General features: G+C 46.6%; 14 protein-coding genes and 1 pseudogene. 4 read left to right on the top strand and 11 right to left on the bottom strand.

Annotation, left to right across the window (positions count from 1 at the left end; translation table 11 throughout):
* Nucleotides 1-50: 50 nt before the first annotated feature.
* Entirely contained in the window at nucleotides 51-1424 is a 1374-nt protein-coding gene (locus tag D1Z90_RS16250; protein WP_119911854.1) for a hypothetical protein, read from the top strand.
* An 86-nt stretch (nucleotides 1425-1510) separates the two neighbouring features.
* Here D1Z90_RS16250 and D1Z90_RS16245 read toward each other — a convergent pair whose 3' ends face one another.
* From D1Z90_RS16245 to D1Z90_RS16225, 5 genes are all read right to left on the bottom strand, one after another.
* On the bottom strand, nucleotides 1511-3487 hold the full coding sequence (locus tag D1Z90_RS16245) for a BCCT family transporter (protein ID WP_119911853.1): 1977 nt from the start codon (nucleotides 3485-3487) through the stop codon (nucleotides 1511-1513).
* 184 nt (nucleotides 3488-3671) lie between these two features.
* Entirely contained in the window at nucleotides 3672-4691 is a 1020-nt protein-coding gene (locus D1Z90_RS16240) for an adenosine deaminase (protein WP_119911852.1), read from the bottom strand.
* Between the two features lie 75 nt (nucleotides 4692-4766).
* On the bottom strand, nucleotides 4767-5423 hold the full coding sequence (locus D1Z90_RS16235) for an esterase/lipase family protein (RefSeq protein ID WP_119911851.1): 657 nt from the start codon (nucleotides 5421-5423) through the stop codon (nucleotides 4767-4769).
* A gap of 173 nt (nucleotides 5424-5596) precedes the next feature.
* Nucleotides 5597-7747, bottom strand: coding sequence for a M4 family metallopeptidase (locus D1Z90_RS16230; RefSeq protein ID WP_119911850.1), 2151 nt, complete (start codon nucleotides 7745-7747; stop codon nucleotides 5597-5599).
* 208 nt (nucleotides 7748-7955) lie between these two features.
* Nucleotides 7956-11984: a hybrid sensor histidine kinase/response regulator transcription factor gene (locus tag D1Z90_RS16225; RefSeq protein ID WP_119911849.1), complete on the bottom strand. Its 4029-nt coding sequence runs from the start codon at nucleotides 11982-11984 to the stop codon at nucleotides 7956-7958.
* Nucleotides 11985-12337: 353 nt separating this feature from the next.
* On the opposite strand from D1Z90_RS16225, the gene D1Z90_RS16220 reads away from it, so the two are divergent.
* Nucleotides 12338-12691 carry a DUF2750 domain-containing protein gene (locus D1Z90_RS16220; protein ID WP_119911848.1) on the top strand — a complete coding sequence of 118 codons (354 nt, stop codon included), beginning with the start codon at nucleotides 12338-12340 and terminating at the stop codon, nucleotides 12689-12691.
* A 104-nt stretch (nucleotides 12692-12795) separates the two neighbouring features.
* Here the strand turns inward: D1Z90_RS16220 and D1Z90_RS16215 are convergent, their stop codons facing one another.
* Together D1Z90_RS16215 and yiaY are read right to left on the bottom strand one after the other, a co-directional pair.
* The gene (locus D1Z90_RS16215) at nucleotides 12796-13830 is read right to left on the bottom strand and encodes an alcohol dehydrogenase family protein (RefSeq protein ID WP_232525278.1); all 1035 of its coding nucleotides are present in this window, start codon (nucleotides 13828-13830) and stop codon (nucleotides 12796-12798) included.
* A 409-nt stretch (nucleotides 13831-14239) separates the two neighbouring features.
* Nucleotides 14240-15370 (bottom strand): L-threonine dehydrogenase, encoded by a 1131-nt coding sequence (gene yiaY / locus D1Z90_RS16210; protein ID WP_269777046.1) that lies wholly within the window; start codon nucleotides 15368-15370, stop codon nucleotides 14240-14242.
* 310 nt (nucleotides 15371-15680) lie between these two features.
* Between yiaY and D1Z90_RS16205 the strand changes: the two genes are divergently transcribed.
* Entirely contained in the window at nucleotides 15681-15983 is a 303-nt protein-coding gene (locus D1Z90_RS16205) for a hypothetical protein (protein ID WP_119911846.1), read from the top strand.
* Nucleotides 15984-16079: 96 nt separating this feature from the next.
* Here the strand turns inward: D1Z90_RS16205 and D1Z90_RS16200 are convergent, their stop codons facing one another.
* From D1Z90_RS16200 to rlmF, 4 genes and pseudogenes are all read right to left on the bottom strand, one after another.
* Entirely contained in the window at nucleotides 16080-16271 is a 192-nt protein-coding gene (locus D1Z90_RS16200) for a DUF2061 domain-containing protein (RefSeq protein WP_232525277.1), read from the bottom strand.
* An 18-nt stretch (nucleotides 16272-16289) separates the two neighbouring features.
* Nucleotides 16290-16466: pseudogene (locus tag D1Z90_RS21750) on the bottom strand (DUF2061 domain-containing protein); the annotation flags it as partial.
* A gap of 249 nt (nucleotides 16467-16715) precedes the next feature.
* Nucleotides 16716-18074, bottom strand: a complete 1359-nt coding sequence (locus D1Z90_RS16195) for an alanine/glycine:cation symporter family protein (RefSeq protein WP_119911844.1) — start codon at nucleotides 18072-18074, stop codon at nucleotides 16716-16718.
* A gap of 162 nt (nucleotides 18075-18236) precedes the next feature.
* On the bottom strand, nucleotides 18237-19214 hold the full coding sequence (gene rlmF / locus D1Z90_RS16190) for a 23S rRNA (adenine(1618)-N(6))-methyltransferase RlmF (RefSeq protein WP_158587169.1): 978 nt from the start codon (nucleotides 19212-19214) through the stop codon (nucleotides 18237-18239).
* 293 nt (nucleotides 19215-19507) lie between these two features.
* Between rlmF and D1Z90_RS16185 the strand changes: the two genes are divergently transcribed.
* Complete coding sequence (locus tag D1Z90_RS16185) at nucleotides 19508-20434, top strand: LysR substrate-binding domain-containing protein (RefSeq protein ID WP_119911879.1); 927 nt, start codon at nucleotides 19508-19510, stop codon at nucleotides 20432-20434.
* Nucleotides 20435-20550 lie beyond the last annotated feature (116 nt).

Raw genomic sequence — 20550 nt, 5'->3', positions numbered from 1 at the left:
ATGCCCGTCACCAGCTGACAGGAGGTTAGCTGTTTAAAAGGATATGTATCATGCTTAACGGACTAAGCCGACTTCACAGCCTATGGGTTTTCTTGATCCTTTGGTTAGCCACCGGTATCACTATCAACCTCAATGACCAACGCGCTTTTACGCTTCAGCAGATGGGCGTCGATGCCATTGTTAGTTACCAGACTTATACCCTAGGTCACAGCCCACTGGATATTTTAACTCCTCGTGGCGATACTTTTTATGCCGAAAAAGGTATTTTACCGGCAAAACAACCGGGTCAATTTGCCATCGCTGCGGTGCCGTATTGGGTCTTAAAAAACCTCGGTATCAGCTATGAGAATAACTATGATCAAGCCGCTTCTTGGGTCACTTGGCTATCCACGTCTCTGCTTGCGGCATTGGCGCTGACCTGCCTTTACCGGCTCATGCTGCTTTGGGGCTTTAAGCAAATTTATGCTTTATCCGCCGTGCTTAGCGCAGGACTTGCCAGCCATTGGCTTGTCTTTGCGGGGATTTCTCACCACGATATTCTGGCCACAAGCTTATTACTGTTTGCCCTCGCGGCAGCAGAAAAAAACCACTTAGTGTATCAAGGCAATAACGTATATTGGGGTATTCTGAGCGGGATGTTTGCTGGCCTAATTGTCTTTACCTCCATGCTACCCGCGCTTTTGGTCGTGGCATTTGGCTGCTACATCTTTGCGTCGTTAAACCTGCGTACAATCGCCAGTAATGGCGTTGGCTTTATATTAGGGCTGCTGCCTCTCGCGCTTTATAATTACCATTATTTTGGCAATCCCCTGACGCAAGCTAATGTGGCAGGTAATTACGCCGACACCTTTTTCAACTTTAGCTGGCAACAATTTAGCCATCACCTTAACGCCTATTGGGGCAATGGTGGCTTAAGCATCTGGAAATACAGCCCAATAATAACGTTAGGTTTTATTGGCGTCTGGTTTTTACCCCGCAACTTAACGCGAGTGAAGGTGTTTATTTTACTTGCCACTTTATTGCACATGGCTTACCTGCTCAATATTGAGACTCTAGGCACCTGTCAATATGGTCCGCGCTACTTATTGCCATTGGTGCCGCTGTTTGCCATTGGCCTGCCGGTTATTTTGCAGTTAGGTGGTGAACGCTGGCAGTACTTGAAAGGCAGTGTCTTTGGCGCGATTGCTGGTTACTCTTGCTTGGTCAGTTTAATTGGCGCTTTCGCAGGGGCTATGCAGTGTGATTTAAATCGTTTTACTGGCTTTAAATACTTAGCAGAATTACAACGCTACCATTGGGATTTGTACCCATTTTTGGTGTGGGTGTTACCTCTCTTTATCGCCGTTATATTGCTTACGTTGTTGAGCTATGGCACTGCTCAGTCAACAAGTGCGGCGCCAACTAGCACCGCAGATGAAGCCTAAAGCAGCTTAGTTGCAAAAAAAAGCGCTTGTGGTCAACAAGCGCCTTGCTATTTCATTAACAGCTGCCAACCTAAACAAGCAAGCGGTTATCTGACTTGGTGTAAAAAGTGTAAGTGCTTCTCATATTGGTCAACGATATCACTGATGACTTGCTCTTTGCTCCAACCCATAATGTCATAATCTTGCCCGCCTTCGGTCAAAAAAACTTCCGCACGGTAATATTGCCGCTCATCGTCATCTTCTTCTTGTAGCGAAAAGCTTGGTTGTAAATAAGCCTTAGGGCGCACTCGATAAATAAAGTCTTGTTCATCCCCTAGGTACACTTCAAATCGCGCGTTGATGTCGTTTTTTTCTACCGAGTATCGAGCGTCTACCCCGTGTTTAATTAACTCCTCTGAAACCGACTGCATGCCAGGCATAACCACTTCAGCGATAAACTGGCTGACATTTTTACGCCTTGGAAAATGCACCAAGTTTTTTAAACGCCGCTCCCAGCCTTGTTTCGACACGTCTAAACGCGGCGGGTGAATCACTTGTTCTAAACTGTAGCGTTTAGCGGCGTCAATGTTGAGGGCTTTTAACAAACCATACGCTGCCACCATTAACACAATACAAAATGGCAGGGCGCTGGCAATGGTCGCGGTTTGCAGCGCACCTAAGCCACCGGCAAGCAATAACGCTATTGCGACTACGCCTTCCAAAGACGCCCAGTACACTCGTTGCCATACCGGTGTCTTGTCGGTGCCGCCCGAGGCGAGCATGTCAACCACCATGGAGCCAGAATCAGAGGAGGTCACGAAGAACACCACCACCATAATAATGGCAATCAGGCTCAAGAATGATGAAAATGGAAAATGCTCTAAGAACTTAAACAAGGCCAAGGACACGTCGTTATCGACGATTTGGGCAAGGCCATCGCCGGTGCCAGCCATGATCATATCAATAGAGGTATTACCAAACACCGTCATCCATAAGAAGGTGAAACCGGTAGGCACAAACAGCACGCCGATAACAAACTCTCGAATGGTACGGCCGCGAGAAATACGGGCGATGAACATGCCCACAAAAGGAGACCAAGATAACCACCAGCCCCAGTATAACAAGGTCCAACCGCCAAGCCAGTCGGTCGGCTCATAAGCAAATAAGTTAAACGTTTTATTAACGATGTCAGACAGGTAACCACCCGTATTTTGCAAGTACATTTGCAATAGCAATACCGTTGGCCCAAGTAACAACACCATGCCCACTAAGGCAATGGCGAGAAATAAGTTTATCTCGGATAAAATACGAATGCCTTTATCCAACCCCGTCGCTACCGAGATAGCCGCAAGGCCAGAAATAACAACAATCAAAATCACTTGTACGGTTTGATTAACAGGAACGTCGAACAAATAATGCAAGCCGGAGTTGACTTGCAATACCCCGTAACCGAGAGATGTCGCTACGCCAAATACCGTACCTAAAATGGCGAAGACATCCACGGCATGACCGATAGGGCCGTATATCTTGTCGCCAATCAGCGGATATAAAGCTGAACGAAGCGTCAGCGGCAAGCCATGACGATAGCCAAAGTACGCCAAAATCAACGCAACCATGGCGTAAATGCCCCATGCGTGCAGACCCCAATGGAAGAAGGTCAGCTTCATTGCTTCTCGAGCGGCTTCGACCGATCCAGGGTCTCCGGTGGGAGGGGATAAATAATGCATAACAGGCTCGGCAACGCCAAAAAACATCAAGCCGATGCCCATTCCGGCAGAAAATAACATCGCAAACCAAGAGCCATGACTAAAATCCGGCTCCGAATGATCCGGCCCCAGCTTGATATCGCCCATTCGTGAAATGCCTAAATAGGCCACAGTGAGCAGTATCAAGGCTACCGCAGCAACATAAAACCAACTGACGTTGGTGACAATGGTGCCCTGCATATCACTGAAAAATTTATTCGACTGCTCCGGCATCGCCACAGCAAAGAGGACAATGAGGAAAATTAACACTGTGGAGCTGTAAAACACCGGTGGATTAATTTTGAGTGGCAGCTTAAACGGCGCTGAAACCTTATTCATAAAACCTTCTTAGTTCTTATTTATGCATGTTGATGGCACTGCGAATGACTTAAGTCTAGCAGACACATCCAGAGTTACCTTATGAGTCAATGACCTAGCTTTCCTCTTAGGCCATGAACCAAAGCTAGGGTGGCAATATTCCCGAGCCAAATGACCAATTAAACACTCCTTTTTTAGGGGAGAATTAAGGCATGGCCGCGCCATGTTTGAGCAGCCCAAGCAGTAATTGGCTTTTGCGTTTACCACTGGCAAAGCAGGCTTCAATGGCATTCGCAGCCAGCATCATGGCATGGTCAGCGGTCATCTCCAGACCGTTGGCTAAAGCAAAGAAGTTTTCATTCATATAGCCGCCAAAATAAGCCGGGTCGTCAGAGTTAACCGTTACGCACACGCCTTGCTCTAACATTTGTAGGATGTTGTGCTGCGACATGTCGCTGAAAACTTTCAATTTGGTATTTGATAATGGACACACAGTTAAAGGCATACGGCTGGTAATTAGACGCTCCATTAAATCAGGGTCTTCACTCGCCCTAACACCATGATCAACCCTGCTCACTTGTAAGTCGTCAAGACAGGTATGAATGTAACTGGCAGGCCCTTCTTCACCAGCATGCGCCACGGTGAGTAAACCTAACTGCCGAGCCTTGGCAAATACTCGGCTAAATTTCTCGGGTGGGTGACCCATTTCTGAACTGTCTAATCCCACGCCGATGATTTTGTCTAAATACGGCTCGGCCAAGGCTAAGGTTGCCATTGCGTCTTGCTCAGACAAATGACGTAGGAAGCACATTATTAGCTCACTGCTGATCCCCAACTCTTGCTGGCCTTGTAGCAGCGCGGCATGAATGCCATTAATTACAGTGGCAAAATTGATCCCCCTCGCAAGGTGCGTCTGAGGATCAAAAAAAGGTTCGACATGACGGACGTTTTGCGCTTTACATTGCAGTAAATAAGCCCAAGTTAAGTCAAAAAAATCCTGCTCAGTCACCAATACGTTGGCGCCTTGGTAATAAATATCGAGGAAGTCTTGCAGTTGACTGAATTGATACGCCTGTTTGACTTGCTCAACATTGTTAAAAGGCAAGTCAATGGCATTTTTTTGCGCTAACTTAAACATCAATTCAGGTTCAAGGCTGCCTTCTAAGTGAAGGTGTAGCTCCACTTTGGGCATTTTCCTGAGCCAGGCTTCAAGCGCTGGGGTCATGGCTATCTCTCACATTTTAGTTTGTTTGAGTATAGCTATTATTTGTTGCAATTCCTTGATCAAAAAGCAGTAAAGTCACCGCAAGACAGAATTAAACACCCCTTTATTAAAGAAGCTTATAATATTTCGCTGCACTATAGAGTGATTCATTATGAAAGTATGCCCAGCTTTTACTTCAGCAAAATCTTTCATTTCAGGCAATCGGCAGCTCTTCACGCTCACTTTACCATCGTGAGGGCCAGTGAATAAGTGATTAAACCAAGGATCACTGCTGCGCGTGCCTGCAATAATTCCAAGCTCAATGTCGATGGCTTTGAAATGCTGCAGTGGTGAACCGGGGCCTGTGCCAAGTTGCTGACCCACAGGCCCGGTAAACCAACGATAAGGTCGAAAAAGCTTGAGTTTATCGGCGACTTCACTGCCATGATTGGGCGGGGCTAACATCACAGCTCGAGAGCCTTTGGGTAATGCATGATGTTGTAAATAATGCCGTAATAAAATGCCGCCTAACGAATGGGTAACAATAAAAATTGGCTCACCTTGGCTGGCCAATGGGGTTAGCACCGGGGCGATATAGTCTTGGCATAAGTTTGCCATGGGTGATTGCGCAGACGGGTAGCTCACGCTATGCACTTGATACCCTTGCCGTTTAAGCAAACGCTGTAATGAAGACATGCTGCGGGCCGTTCGGCCCATTCCATGAATTAACACGGCGGCTGGAGTTAACGTCATAATCACTTATTTTCTAACATCAATGAGGCCAGTCTACTTGCATGATGGCCACAGGGTCAAACCCTGAAGCAGTCTCGTGATGGTGGTTAATGAGAAGGCTTTATGACTGATAATAAAAAGGGAGCTAAAGCTCCCTTGAGGTAATATTTGAACCTTCAACTATCGAGCATAAATTACTGACAGCTGCCTGTGGCTTGCCATATATTCCAAGCTGACGCGCTGGTAGGTGTTACATTACTGTTCCACCAAATGGCTTCATATTGATTACCTTGATAAGCCACGCTGTCACCTAAAGTATAAGACTGAGTCGCTGACCAGTCTGCTACGCCTGAACATCCCGCTGGCGGAGTGGATGGCGTTACCGTTGGTGCCACAGTAGGTTGCACGCTTGGCACTATCGTTGGCGTTTCGGTAGGCAGCACGGTTGGAAGTATGGTCGGCTCTATCGTTGGCGCAACCGTTGGTGTCGGGGTTGGCGTTTCCCCTGCAACCAGCTTCCATGGACCCCATTGCTGAGTTCCCGGCTCTTGGCCTTGGTTCCACCATTGTGACAGATAAACCTTGCCTTTATGGGTCACGCGATCTCCCGATACGTAAACCAAACTTGCATTCCAAGCATCAGAGCTCGGGGGGGGCGTAGGTTCGACCGTTGGCGGCGCAGTAGGTGGCGTGGTTGGCGTCACCGTCGGGGTAACGGTTGGAGTGACCGTTGGAGTGACGGTTGGGGTTACGGTTGGAGTGACCGTTGGGGCAATCGTCGGCGTAACACCATCAATTGGTTTTTTACCCGCCACACAATAACTTGAACTGAGGCCGACACCATTGAGCGCTGCAGCGACGTCATTACCGTCCCAACCTAAATCAGCAGTGGCACGACAAGCGCCGTCAGCAGCTTGCTGAAAGCTAGCGCTGCTAGGCCAAAGGCGGCGTTGATTCGCTCGTAAAAAAACTTCAAATGCATACCTCGCATCCCAACCTTGGGTCGAGGCTAAATTATAAAATACCTTATTAAATACACCAGAAGAAAAGTGAACGTCCATACCAGCATAATAATCACTGGCATGATCTATCGAACGGCCATCCGCAGGAGGGTTAGACATGCTGCGCAAAAAGCCTGCACCTTTATAAATTTCGTTACCAAGCACAAAGTCAGTTTTGCCGTAAATGTATTGTTTTAGCGTTACCCCTGCCATATCTGAAAATGACTCATTTAAGCCGCCAGATTGGTTTTGGTAAATTAAACCAGAGTAGTTCTCGGTAAAACCGTGCGCCACTTCATGACCTACCACGGTGACACTGGTCAGTGGATGCAAGCTGCTGCCGCCGTCTCCAAAGCTCATTTTGCCACGGTACCAATAAGCATTCTGTTCATTTTGGCCATAATGCACGCGCATGACTAGTTTATAAGGTAATGCTTCGGTGTTGTACCATTTGCGAAACATCTCAACGTGGCTGGTACCGTTAAATAATGCTTCAGAGGCTGGACCATAAGCACCATTGACGTCTGGCTCGTCGAAGTAATTGTCGCTGCTGGCACAAGTATAACTGAGCGCCGGCGAGGTCGTGGTGTCGTCAGTCCGGTTTTGCAAATCAACCACGCGTACGTCATCATTTTCTAAACTACAGCGTGAGCCTGACTTATTGATATCGAGTGCAGGAACGTCCCCTTGGCCATAATAGATAATGCCACGACGTTCGTTGCCTCCCTCGCCACTGGCATAAGCGTGGGGAATATTATTATAGTGATTAATCACTGCGCCCGTATTTGCTTCAACAAAAACCACTGGTGCTGCCGGGCCTTTTTGATTCACAAAACCGTGAAATACATAAACCAGGTGGGCTTTGCCACTTTCTGCAAGATAAACGTAAAGCTGCACGTCTTGTTCTTGCTGCACTTGCTCAAGGCTTACTTTGTGCTGTTGACTGATCCAAGCAATGGCTTTAGCGCTGGCTTGCTCAGGAGAAAGCTGAGGCTTCACTGAGGGAATATCTTCAGCAATATTGGTTAATACGGTACCAGCTACGTAAGTATAATCGCCACTAGCATTATCTTTTAATGCCACAACTTCGCCGCCAAAAATCGGTACGCCTTGATAACTTTGTTGCATCACTTGGTGAGTTTCGCCTTGATTTGAGCGATGCTGAGCTTGCATCGCAAAACCTTGCGGTTCATTCAATACGCCAAGACTGAGCGCGTCTAATGAGCTGACCATGCCTTGCGCATTCAAATCTTCTAATTTCAGCTCAACTTGATCCGCGGCTGAAACATTAAGTGATAACAACGCAGCGGCAACAGCAAGCGCGCTAGTTTTCATCTTTAACATGTCGTTCTCCTTTACTTTGATTGAGTCAATCAAACACCTTCCTTGATTGCCGTCTCAGCATATAAAATGCGACATATTTATGCTTTCAACTGACCGACAATCCTTATTGATTTCACGACATTTTAGCGAGTGAGGTAATTTTTCGCCCTTGCTAAAAAAACAATCAAAGCAAATGATTTCAATTACTTAAGAATGAATAAGTTACCATTCACGCCGAATTTTGCTGTGAAGCTTGCGTTTTAAGTAACTGACTTTGCGCTTTTTTAGGTGTCACACCATAGCGGTTTTTGTATAAGGTAGTGAAATAGCTTTGTGAATTAAAACCGGATAATTGCGCAACTTGGGCCATGCTTGCACCGTCCATTAAATGCTGTTGAGCCAAGGTTAAACGTTGCTCACGCAGCATCTCATTGGGAGTTAACCCGGTCAGCGCTTTCACCTTTCGCTGTAGCTGCTTGTTACTCATATACAAAGCATCAGCTAAGTCGCCGACGTTAAACTCACTGTCGGCACTGCGAGCCTCAAGCAAATTGGCGAGTTTATCCAGTAGCTGTATGTCTTTGTCCAATAGCGGAGTGCCAGAGCCGGCTAAATGTGCCGCTCGGCCAGTGTGTTGCTGTCCTTGAAGACTGGCATAAGAGCGCATTAACTCTGCCAAGTTTTGCAGTTTGAGCTTTAAAACAGGGAGATCAAAAGGTTTGAAGATGACATCTGTAACTTGGTGTTGCAGCGCTTGATTACGGGCCTTTTCGCAAGCATTCGCCGTTAGTAATACGACAGGAATGTGACACGTTTGCGGGCTCTCTTTGAGCTGTTGACACAATTGTAAGCCATTGAGTTCAGGCACGTACCAATCTGATAGGATCACATCTGGCACTTGTTCATTGGCCAATTGCAACGCAGTCAAGCCGTCATAAGCCAAAATACACTTAAAACTGTCACTTAAACTTTGAGCCAAGTATTGCGCCAGCTCAGGGTTATCTTCAACAACCAGCAGAATTGGCGCCGTATCTATGTCGCAAGTGGGCGCTTGCTTATTGGTCTCAGGTAATGGCTCACTTTCTTGGCTCAAGGCTTGGCATAGTGGGCGACCGGCTTGCTCTTCGCAAGCTTGCGTCAGTGGCAAGCTTATTGCAAAACAAGTGCCCTCACCTAACGCAGAAGTCACCGTGATCTCGCCGCTGAGCACTTGCAAGGTTTCTTTAACCAAGGTTAAACCCAGGCCGCTGCCTGTTGCGCTATGGCTGCCTGCGGCTCGAAAGAAAGGCTCAAAAATAAGACGCATTTGCTCATCAGTTAAACCGTCGCCTTGGTCTTCAACTTTACAACGAAAAGTACCGGCCTGAGAAAGCCAAGTCACCTTAACGGCCCCGCCACCTGAACTGTACTTAATGGCGTTGCTTAATAAATTAAACAAAATCAATTGTAAGTCTTCGCTGCCACACGCTACCCACAAACCTTTCGGTCCCGAGAGCACAAGCCCGCAATCATTGTGCTCGGCCAAATCTTGGTATTGTAACTGCGCCAATTTAATGACTTCATCCACGCTGCATGAATGACGTTCACTGACGGGTTTTAACTGGGTTAACCGCAGTAATTTATCCGTCATGGCCAGTAACCGGGTAGCATTGCGCTTCATCATCATAATTTGCTCGCTGGGCAAATGATTGCTTTGCTCGTTGAGCGCGTCTGTCAGCGGCGCCAAAATCAAACTTAACGGTGTTCTAAACTCATGAGAAACATTGCTAAAAAGTCGCGTCCGCTGCGCTAACATGCCTTGAACCTCTTCGGTTCGTTGTTCGACCATCGCCGCCAACATACGGTTACGCTGACTTAATCTTGCGGTGCGATACATCACTGCCAACAGCAGTAGCAATACCAAAGCCATGACGCCAGTTAACTTAAACCACCAGGTTTGATAAAACTTCGGCGTGATATAAAATTGAAAACCAGCAGCATGTTGCCAGCTGCTACCCACTCGTTGACTTTGCAAGATAAACTCGTGTCGCCCCGGCGCTAAGCGTTGAAAGGTTACTTCTTGCTGGCCCAACTTGAGGTAGTTCCAGTTATTGTCTTGAGGTAAAAGCTGATATCGATAAGCGCTGTTGCCTGCAAAACTAAAATCTGAGAAGTGCAGCCGAATACCGGCGTCACTCGCCAAACGTAAGTCCTCAGCGCTGCGGTTATCAGTCAGCGCCACGGAGCGACGTTGCCATTCGTATTCGCCTTGGTGGGCACTGGAAGCTTGCTTCACCTCTATTTCTGTAATGCTCGCTTGCCCTTGCAGCTGGGTCGAAGCCAGCTGCTCAGGGTGGAAAACCAACGCGCCATCTATGCCGCCCATAACAAGCTGGCCATTGGCCAATAATGCCGACGCTTGAGCATTAAATTCTTGCATCGCCATGCCTTGCGCGGCGTCAAATCGGCTGATACTGAGATCGCGTGGATCAATCCGCAAAAGATGTGGCCCAGAAGCCGTCCAAATAAAGCCGGCATTATCTTGTTTTACTTGATAAAAGATATGCTCAGGCGCCCCCTTTTGTTGCTCAATTTTTTGTATTTGATGCGCGACTAAGTCGTATCGGTACAAACCTGAGCGTGCCGCAATCCAGAGCTGCGCAACTTCGCGGTCTAACAATAAGTCATACACACCTTCCAACGGCAACGCCTGACCTTGGCTATCTTGCAAAGGTAACGTATTCACCTGCCATGATAAGGTATTTAATTGCAATAATTGATGGTCGCGAGTGGCTAAGTAGATGTCATCTTGATGCACGATGGCGCGAATAACGTGCCCTAAAAAAACCTTATCTTGGCGGCTTTTATTCACTCTATGGGGCTTAAAACTCTGGCTACCTTCATCAAACTTGAGCAAGCCTGCGCTGAGACCAAAAGCCCATAAACCTTGGTCATTATTAAATATTTGACTGACAAACTTTTCCTGCTCGCCATTTCTAAGGGACACGGGAAAGGCTGTTAAGTCAGTGCCATCGAGTTTAACTCGCGCAATCCCAAAGTCGCCCGCCAGCCAAATATGCTGCTGGTACTCTATGGCATCTATGATGATACCAAGATTATTGCCGACGCTATTTTGCAAAGGCATCGCTAGGGTGACTCGACCATCGCTCGAGAGACGATTCATGCCGCCGCTGCCAGTAAAAAGCAAAGCTTGGCTGCCTTGCTGGGGCACTACTGCCATGACAATGTTGTCGGTTAAGCCTTGTTGATCACTGACTAAACGCAAATAGCGAGCAGAAGCAGCCAGTTTATATGCGCCTTGAGTTTGTGTACCTATCCATAAATTGGCTTGCTTATCCTCAAACAGTGCCGACACGATCACCGGTCGTTGGCGTTCATCCAGGTAAATGCGTTGCGCTTTAGCGGTGGTCGTATCTAAACGATATAACCCCTTACTGGTACCCAACCAGACATCACCAAAGCTATCTTGCAACACCGTCTGTATGGGCGCTTGAACGCCTAAATCGGCCAACAAAAAATGTTGTTTCAAAGACTGGTTGCTGCCGAAAACGTATAAAGACTGCGCGGTAGCCAACCAAATGTGTCCGCCTTGTTGAGCAAGTGCGGTAACATGTTGACGGCCCACCGGTTCAGCTAAAATTGGATGAAAATGTCGACTGGCTTTGGCTTTATAGAACACCCCTTGCTGGGTGCTCACCCAGAGCCCTTGCTGAGCATCTCGGGCCAATGCCAAACCAGTTAACTGAGCGCCTTGGGCAGAATGAGACAAAGGGAATACGGTGACCTTGCCGGCGCTGTCGAGTTTCACGACACCGGCCTGACCAGCTAGCCAATCAGTACCGTCGGCAACCAACAAGTCTTTATACATGACGTAATGACTTGCGTTATCAATCACATTTTCTTTTTGCGATTGAATCACTTTCATTTGTGGCAGAGAGAAGTGGTCTATACCATTCGCCGTCACCAACGAAAACGTTTCCCGCTGATGGCCTATTCGCCAAATAAAGGGGCTGGATAATGACAGTGATTGCTCAGTATTGGGTTTAAAATAGCGAAACTGCTGACCATCAAAACGGTTTAACCCTTCTTGAGTGGCAAACCACATAAAGCCTTGCGCGTCTTGGGAGATGTCATTCACCGAGACCTGAGACAAACCTTGAGGTAATGAAACGTGTGAAAAATGCAGCTGGCTCGCCTGGCAATTCAACGCCAGAAAAAAACACCCTACACACAGTTTCAAAAAAGTAAAACTGTTCATATCGTCCTTGAATGTAATGTGCTAATACTGCTGCGTCGCATCCTTGCATCGCACTGGCGGATTAAGCCAAAAGCATTAACAACTTATTGACCTTAATATAACAAAACCACAATCTGATGGCGTCGACACACAGCACAAAAGCAATCTCGGCATCACTTTTTAAACAAAAATTAATCAAGCGCGCCTATTCCATTGTCTTTCGCTGCAAGAAAACCGATAACTTCCTCTTAAAGTGATAAAAACATCATTTAGCAAACTATTTTTTGTTTAATTTCCTTACTTCGTCATATTCCTGCATTATGCTTGGGTAGCGCTCATAATATTTACGCAAGGCACAAGACAAAGGAAGCATCATGACGAAACTGACTTCAGATATAAAAAAAAATAGCCAATTATTTATTTCTGACAGCCAAAAAAGTGAAACCGTATGGGGGCTTTGCAATGCCCAAGGCCATTGGTTGTCACTCGACTCTTCAGAGTTTGAAAACGCAGAAGTTATGCCATTTTGGTCACAACAAGATGACGCCCGTGCGGTCTGTCAGGACGAGTGGGCCGATTTTGTGCCTAACGAACTCAGTTTGAGTGAATTTGTAGAAGACTGGTTAGTGAGTCTTGCCAACGAAGGTGTATTAATTGGCATTAATTGGACTAACGACCTTGAAGGTGAAGAGCTTGAGCCCAAAGCCTTGGTAGAGATGTATCTGTAATGTCATTACTGCACTAACCGCCCCCTGCTAGCACAGCCATTTTTAATAGATAGCCACACACTAGACCAAAGCTCAGGCAGCGACGACTGCCTGAGCCAAGTATGTTACGACGGTGAATTAATCTGCAGTACCATTTTACCTATGTATTCTTTTTGCTGAAAAACTTGCTGCGCCTGATGAATATCTTTAAGGGTAAAAGTACTCGCCAGCAAAGGTTTCACTTTGCCCTGTTCAATCAAAGTAATAAGGTTTGCAAACACTCCTGGCGCAAGCACAGTACATCCAAAAAAACTGAGGTCTTTTAAATACAGCGTGCGCACATCAAGGCTCACCATTGGGCCACCAATAGCCCCCGAAACGGCATAGCGACCGTGAGGGCGCAACACCTGTAATAGCTGAGGCCAACCCTTGCCAGCAACCAGATCAATGACCACATCAACGCTGTTTTCACCTAGCGCTGCGACTAAATCTGAGTGACGATTTAGCACTTGGTCTGCGCCAAGTTGTAGTAACTGCGCTTGTTTGGCCGGGCTTGTTACGGCGATAACTTGCGCCCCTCGAGCTTTGGCTAATTGGATAGCGCCGGAGCCAACGCCACCGGAAGCCCCGGTGATTAACACCTTTTCACCATGGCGCACATTGGCCCGAGTCAGCATGTTTTCGGCCGTTGAATACGAGCAAGGAAAAGTTGCTAACTCTGCATCGCTGAACGACGACTCAACCCGGTGAGCGTGTTTAGCCGCTACCACGGTATATTCAGCAAAACCACCATTACACTCTGAACCAAAGTACCAAGGTGGTTGCATGGTTTCACCATTAACTTCGGTGATACAAGGCTCAATCAAAACCCGCTGCCCTAACCGGTTAACGTCAACCTTGCAGCCCACTGCCACAACTTCACCGCATACATCAGCGCCTTGCACCAAAGGGAACGGCAGGCTTGTTCCACCCCAACTGGCGTCATCGCTGCTGTCATTTTTGGAATACCAACCAATACGGGTATTAATATCTGTGTTGTTGACGCCTGCGGCAAAAACGCGAACCAAGACTTCATGTTCTCTTGGCTGTGGTACCTTAATGTCGGTTTGATATTGCAACATTTCTGGCCCGCCATGACCCATTAAGAGAACCCCAGCCATGGTCGCTGGGATCTCTCTTTTAAGTGCATTAAAGGGCCAAGAACAAGCCGTGCCCTGTAATGCTTTAGGGTGTGACCTCATGATGTAATTTCCTTAAACCAGGTAAACCAATGTTCACTTAAATATAGCGAGGCGAACTGCACTTTGCAGTAGCTACCTATACTCTCTGCCCGTCGATGACGATATTGTACCTCGGGCTTGCGCCAGTCAAATCAAATCGCTTAGGGGCTGAGAACAACTTCAACAGGCATTGAGTTACATCAAATAGCGTAAACTCAGCTAACTTGAGAGAAACGGTAAGCGGCTTTAACCTCGGCTGAAAAGCATAAAAAAAGGCCACCAACTCACAGTCCGTGGCCTTTGCCGTGTTAGCGATATATTTAGCGTTTACCGGCAGTTTCGTGCAACCCTACATGGCCGCTGCAAAGATGGTTTTAATTTCATCGTGGCTAGCTTGTACTGGGTTGGTAAAGCCACATGCATCTTTAAGCGCGTTTTCCGCAAGGGTGTCAAAATCTTGCGAACTTGCGCCAAGTTCACTCAGCCCCGCAGGAATGTGAACATCTGCAGAAAGTTGCTTGATGGCAGTCAATGCGGCTTGGGCGCCTTGCTCAGGGGTTAAACCTGACACCTCGACTCCCATTGCTTTTGCCACATCAGTTAAACGCTCTGGGCATACTTTGGCATTAAAAGCTTGAACATGAGGCAATAAAATGGCGTTACATACGCCATGAGGCAGGTCGTAAAAGCCGCCTAATTGGTGCGCCATCGCGTGCACATAGCCCAAAGAAGCGTTGTTAAAAGCCATGCCTGCCATAAATTGGGCATACGCCATTTGCTCTCTAGCATGCAAATCTTCACCATTGCTTACGGCTGCGCGAAGGTTGCTTTGAACTAACTCAATGGCTTTAATCGCCACAGCGTCTGTCACTGGGGTTGCGGCAGTTGATACATAAGCCTCTATGGCATGAGTAAGTGCATCCATCCCAGTGGCAGCAGTCAATGAAGCCGGTTTGGCCAACATTAATTTAGGATCATTGACTGACATAATAGGCGTGGTATTTTTGTCGACAATGGCCATTTTAATGTGACGCGCTTCATCCGTAATAATACAGAACCGGGTCATTTCAGAAGCGGTACCAGCCGTTGTATTAATGGCAACCAATGGAAGCTGCGGCTTCGCCGATACATCAACCCCTTCATAATCGGCGATTTCACCGCCATTTGTCGCTACTAACGCAATACCTTTGGCGCAATCATGAGGCGAGCCGCCGCCTAAAGAAATAACGAAATCACATTGGTTTTGCTGCAACATGGCTAAACCCGCGTTGACATTGCCAATCGTAGGGTTGGGCTGGGTGCCATAGAACACAAAAGTGGCAATATCTCGCTGCGATAATAGGTCGGTCACTTGCTTAACCATGCCCATTTGCACGAGCACGTTGTCTGTAACGATAAGGCCTTTTTTAAATCCATGGCTTTTAATTGCGTCCATTGCTTGCGTTAGGCAGTCGCTGCCCATTAAGTTTACTGCAGGCACTCATATCGTACCTCTAGCTGGGTGAGAAAATCACTGGATTGAGAATCACTCTAAACGCCTTGCGAGTATGGTGATATATAAGTTTCTACCTATAAAGAAGTATTTTAGATGCGATTCAAATTTTTTATCACGCATCTTTGACCTACTCTCTGATCGCTGACAAGCCTTTCATTTTAGTACCGACTGAGACGCTCCATGCGATACTAAAAACGTTATTTAGCACTTCTGTTCAGATTTTATTCAACTTCACCATGCTTAAATAGGCGGCCTTAAAAAGGCATTTTCTCAAACCTATAAGCTTGGACTAATTATGAATAAAATTTGGATCAGCACTCTCATATCGCTAGCATCTGGTTTTGCTAACTCAAGTGAAATTCTCACTCCGCAGCAAGTCGAATTAGCGAAATTTCACGCTCAAATGGAAGTTTGTTTATCTCGCGTCAACCCAAATTCGGTAGCGAGCTTTAAACCAATAAGAGATTCCGCGGCAGAAAAAGCGCTAGCAAGCATATATGGTGAAACAGAATTTGAAGAAATGGACCACTTAACGCTTAAGTTTATGGAAGAATTTACAGCTACCATGAGTGATGAGGTTTGCCTGAGGCAAATGTAAGCTAGCTATTCTTAATAAGCATAATCAAATACATAACCTTGTATGCCAAACCGTTTAAAAAGCTAAATGCACCACGAAGCTTAGAGTTAATCAGCCTCATATTATACATTCGTTCCAGTGACATTGGCTTTTATTTAACCATAGTTTTTCATGGAAAAAATATGCGATTGAGTTCATAGCAGGCTCAATTGCAGCCATTAAGCCGCCAATAAGCACATCTCCGGTTAACAGGTAAGTGACACTGAATGCAACCGTGAAGTGAATCAGCGCAAAGCTCACCGTTTTGATCCCTATCGCCTGTCGCCTTTGCTGTAATGAAGGCAATAATTGCCATATTTTTTCATGAAAATAGAACACCACCGTATTCACCGATGGCTCGATCATCGCAATCAAGCTGCCCAATAAGATATCTCCCGTTAACGCAAACGCGACGGAGGTTGCAATAGTAAAGTGGATAACCGCAAATGTCAGAGTCTTAGTCATGAGCATGCCTATTAAGTTAAGGGAGCCATTGATAGGAAAGATTATCGACCACGAGACAACTTAGATAAAGGCAATTGATTCTATATTATTGATAGCTTTTAGTGATTGAAAACGGGGGGAGGCTATTTCCTAAACGGTGTTTACCCGCCAAAAAGTAAATCATTGATGCTATAGACGTAAGAAAAGATGAATCAAAAAAGCCCCTTACTTGAACAAGTAAAGGGCTTTCACTTTGCGGGGGTATGTCAGTTAACCGTCTTGACTTTTACCTTCGAAATATTGCTTGGTCAGCCTGAATACTACTGGGCTCAGTAATATCAAAGCAATGAGGTTAGGGATTGCCATTAATGCATTCAAGGTATCGGCTAACAGCCAAACAAAGTCAAGGGAACTGATTGCGCCAATAGGCACCACTATGGTCCAAAAGATACGAAACGGTTTTACTGCTTTGACGCCAAATAAGTACTGCACGCATTTTTCACTGTAGACGCTCCAGCCCAAAATGGTGGTAAAAGCAAATACAGCAAGCGCAATGGCGACAATATAATTACCAAATAGAATCGTCTCACCAAAGGCTAATGAGGTCAATGAAGCGCCGTTCTCGCCAGAGGTCCAGGCACCAGTCACTATGATTGCCAACCCCGTGATTGAACACACAATAATGGTGTCGATAAACGTCCCCAACATGGCCACTAAGCCTTGCTTCACTGGGCTGTTGGTTTGCGCAGATGCATGGGCTATTGGGGCACTGCCCAAGCCTGCTTCATTTGAGAATACGCCGCGCGCCACGCCAAAACGAATCGCCGCCCACACTGCTGCACCGGCAAAGCCGCCTTGGGCAGCCACAGGCGTAAATGCACTTTCAATAATCAAGGCAAATGCAGCTGGGATTTCGGCAATATTTACCGCTAACACCGCGATACCCGCCACAAAGTAAGAAATGGTCATAAAAGGCACCAAGCCACCCGCCACTTCAGAAATCCGTTTTATGCCGCCCATCAGCACCAAGCCGACTAACGCCATCAAAACTAATGCGGTGATCCAACTCGGTAAACCAAAGTTCGTGTGCAGAGCGTCGGCAATAGAGTTAGCTTGCACCGTATTACCAATACCAAATCCGGCAAATGCGCCAAAAATAGCAAAGGCAGTGCCCAGCCAAGTCCACTTTTTACCTAAGCCATTTTTGATGTAGTACATTGGGCCGCCAACGTGGTTCCCTCGCTCGTCAACCTCGCGGTAATTCACCGCCAGCACGGCCTCCGAGAACTTGGTTGCCATGCCGACTAAAGCGGTACACCACATCCAAAATAACGCGCCAGGACCACCTAAAAATATGGCGGTGGCGACACCTGCAATATTGCCCGTGCCTATGGTGGCAGAAAGCGATGTCATCAAGGCATTGTAAGGAGTTATTTCGCCATTAGATCTATCTGCTTTATTGGAATAGCGGCCAGCAAACAGCAACTTAAAGCCGGTATTCAACTTTAATATCGGCATCAATTTTAAGCCTAAGGATAAAAAGATCCCGACGCCTAAAATCAATATCAACATGGGGGGCCCCCAGACAAATCCATTTATCATGCTGACAAAATTAGTCAAAGCTTCCATTCTTACCTCATCGTGCGAAGAAAAACTGGCTTGTGACGCAGGCGCCACAAGCGATTAATAGCGTGAATGGAAAACTATACTGCAGGGCGCGGTAAAATAAAGCGCAGGAAAGCGATCTACTGCACAATGCAGCACTTACAGAGGGTTAATCTAGTTTTTTTATTACCAACGTGATCTTGCCCAGTCTTGTTGTTGCTGAACGCTGTGAAAGCTCCAAGCCAACATGCGACTGATTTTTTGGCCCTGGCCCATTGCAACGACTTTAATGTCTTTTGCTCCCAACTTTTGCAAAGTGTGTTGAAGCGGTTTCACATTCTCCGATTTTGAAATCAAACTGGTAAACCAAAGTACCTGCTGCGCGAACTGCGCACTTTGCTCGGCCATCTTATTCACAAAGGCAAGCTCGCCACCTTTACACCACAACTCAGCCTTTTGGCCACCAAAGTTTAACGCCTGCTGCGGCGCTTCCTTTGTTTTAGGCTGCACTTGCTTTCCTTTAGCGTTGCGATGATTTGCCAAATTTTTCCGCTTCCTGGCATTGCCCGCCAGCGCCTCTTCAAGTGAGGCGTGAAATGGCGGGTTACAAAAGGTGATATCAAACCGGTGCTGCTTTTTAATAACGCCTTGAAAGGTATTTTCAGGCGTACCTTGCAGTTGTAATTTTACGTTGGATTTTAGCTGCGTATTGGCTGCAACAATAAATTTGGCTGTTTTGATGGACTGTGGATCAATATCGCTGGCGATAAACTTCCAACCGTATTCACAGTGACCCAAAATCGGATAAATACAGCTGGCTCCTGTACCGATATCCATCGCCTGCACATTTTTACCTTGTGGCACCTTACCTTGAAAACTGGCAGCCAATAAATCTGCCCCATGGTGAATGTAATCTGCTCGCCCAGGGATCGGCGGGCACAAGTACCCCGGAGGAATAAGCCAATGCTGAAGTTGATAGTAATGAGCCAGCAACGCCTGGTTTAAGGCAATCACAGCGTGACTATCACTAAAGTTGATAGTGTCTTGACCTTTGGGGTTTTTCTGTACAAACGGAATTAAGTCAGAACTGGCTTGACACAAGGCTGTGAAGTCATAAAAGCCTTGATGGCGGTTGCGAGGATGAAGTTGTGCCTTTGTTGCCACAGAAAAACCTATTTAAAAAGAATGAAAGCGCCATTGTAACTGATACGTCCCCAAAAGACCCACACTAGACCCAGCTTTGCAGTTATCTTGGCCTAGCTGCTCGCTAAAGCCTTAATCAGCCTTTTTTTACCTAACCTTGATTTTAATCAAGCCTGGGGATTCAAGTCTGATTGAGCTGTGGAGAAACTAAGAATAAAATTGCCTCAGACCTTGCATCAACAAAATTGATACTAAATTTCTATAAAGCCTTATATTGATAGAAGCGTAAGCTTTTACAAGGAAAGTCAAAAATGATGAGATATTCCCTTAAACAAATGGCTGTTTTTGACGCCGTTGCAGATTTGGAAAGCGTGAGCGCAGCCGCTAAGAAGCTAGCTTTAACGCAATCTGCTGTGAGCATGTCGCTGTCACAATTGGAGTCACTATTAGACCGCCCTTTGTTTATTCGCCAGGGTAATAGATTGGTTTTAAGTCATTGGGGAGCATGGCTCAGACCTAAAGCAAAGCAACTCTTACAAGACGCCAAGCAAATTGAATTAGGTCTTCATGATCAACAACTTATCAGCGGAAGTTTACGTGTCGGCGCAAGCCAAACCGCGGCCGAACATTTAATCCCAGACCTTATCAGTAGAGTTGATACTGATTTTCCAGAGCTTCGCATTGAACTCATGGTGGACAATACTGAACACGTGATCGATGGCTTGCTAAATTATGACTTTGATTTGGGCATTATAGAAAGCCGTAACGACGACAGTCGAATTCATCAAGAGACTTGGCTTGACGACCACTTGGTGGTGATTGCCGCCGCGCACCATCCTTTCGCTCGCCATGAAACCGTGCATCTCGCTCAGCTAGAACAAGCCAAATGGGTGCTACGGGAACAAGGCTCGGGTATTCGCCAAATTTTTGATGGCGCGGTACATGGCTTAATCGACAACCTCAATGTGTGGAAAGAATACGAACAAGTTAAAGTACTCAAAACTTTGGTAAAAAACAGCCACTACCTAAGCTGTATTCCTTATCTTGATGCCGAGCAAGCCATTAAGGACGGCGATATTGTTGCCTTGCATACGCCGCAACTGGACTTACGCCGCACTCTTGCATTTATCTGGCGTTATGACTCGGGTGAAAACCCGCTGCGAAGCTGCGTGCTCTCTGCGGCTAAACGCCTAGTGCGACGTCGTGAGCGTGAAATTCAGCAAGCGTTTGCCACCATGTAATTGCACTTTAAAAAGTTAAGCTGAAAACCAAAGTCATGTGCAAAACGAGTATAGCTGAGGCAGTTTAAGTAAGTGAAAAAGGTATCAAAAAAGCAGCAATATTGTGGCGATAACAA

This window comes from Motilimonas pumila (genome assembly GCF_003596335.1).
Taxonomy (GTDB): Bacteria; Pseudomonadota; Gammaproteobacteria; order Enterobacterales; family CBDFNC01; genus Motilimonas; species Motilimonas pumila.
This window is presented reverse-complemented; position numbering and strand designations above follow the sequence as displayed.

Coding starts and splice junctions, on each gene's coding strand:
- D1Z90_RS16230 (WP_119911850.1), bottom strand. CDS start 7,747: ATGTTAAAGATGAAAACTAGCGCGCTTGCTGTTGCCGCTGCGTTGTTA.
- D1Z90_RS16205 (WP_119911846.1), top strand. CDS start 15,681: ATGAATAAAATTTGGATCAGCACTCTCATATCGCTAGCATCTGGTTTT.
- D1Z90_RS16235 (WP_119911851.1), bottom strand. CDS start 5,423: ATGACGTTAACTCCAGCCGCCGTGTTAATTCATGGAATGGGCCGAACG.
- D1Z90_RS16225 (WP_119911849.1), bottom strand. CDS start 11,984: ATGAACAGTTTTACTTTTTTGAAACTGTGTGTAGGGTGTTTTTTTCTG.
- D1Z90_RS16240 (WP_119911852.1), bottom strand. CDS start 4,691: ATGACCCCAGCGCTTGAAGCCTGGCTCAGGAAAATGCCCAAAGTGGAG.
- D1Z90_RS16215 (WP_232525278.1), bottom strand. CDS start 13,830: ATGGCTGGGGTTCTCTTAATGGGTCATGGCGGGCCAGAAATGTTGCAA.
- D1Z90_RS16195 (WP_119911844.1), bottom strand. CDS start 18,074: ATGGAAGCTTTGACTAATTTTGTCAGCATGATAAATGGATTTGTCTGG.
- D1Z90_RS16220 (WP_119911848.1), top strand. CDS start 12,338: ATGACGAAACTGACTTCAGATATAAAAAAAAATAGCCAATTATTTATT.
- D1Z90_RS16245 (WP_119911853.1), bottom strand. CDS start 3,487: ATGAATAAGGTTTCAGCGCCGTTTAAGCTGCCACTCAAAATTAATCCA.
- D1Z90_RS16185 (WP_119911879.1), top strand. CDS start 19,508: ATGAGATATTCCCTTAAACAAATGGCTGTTTTTGACGCCGTTGCAGAT.
- D1Z90_RS16250 (WP_119911854.1), top strand. CDS start 51: ATGCTTAACGGACTAAGCCGACTTCACAGCCTATGGGTTTTCTTGATC.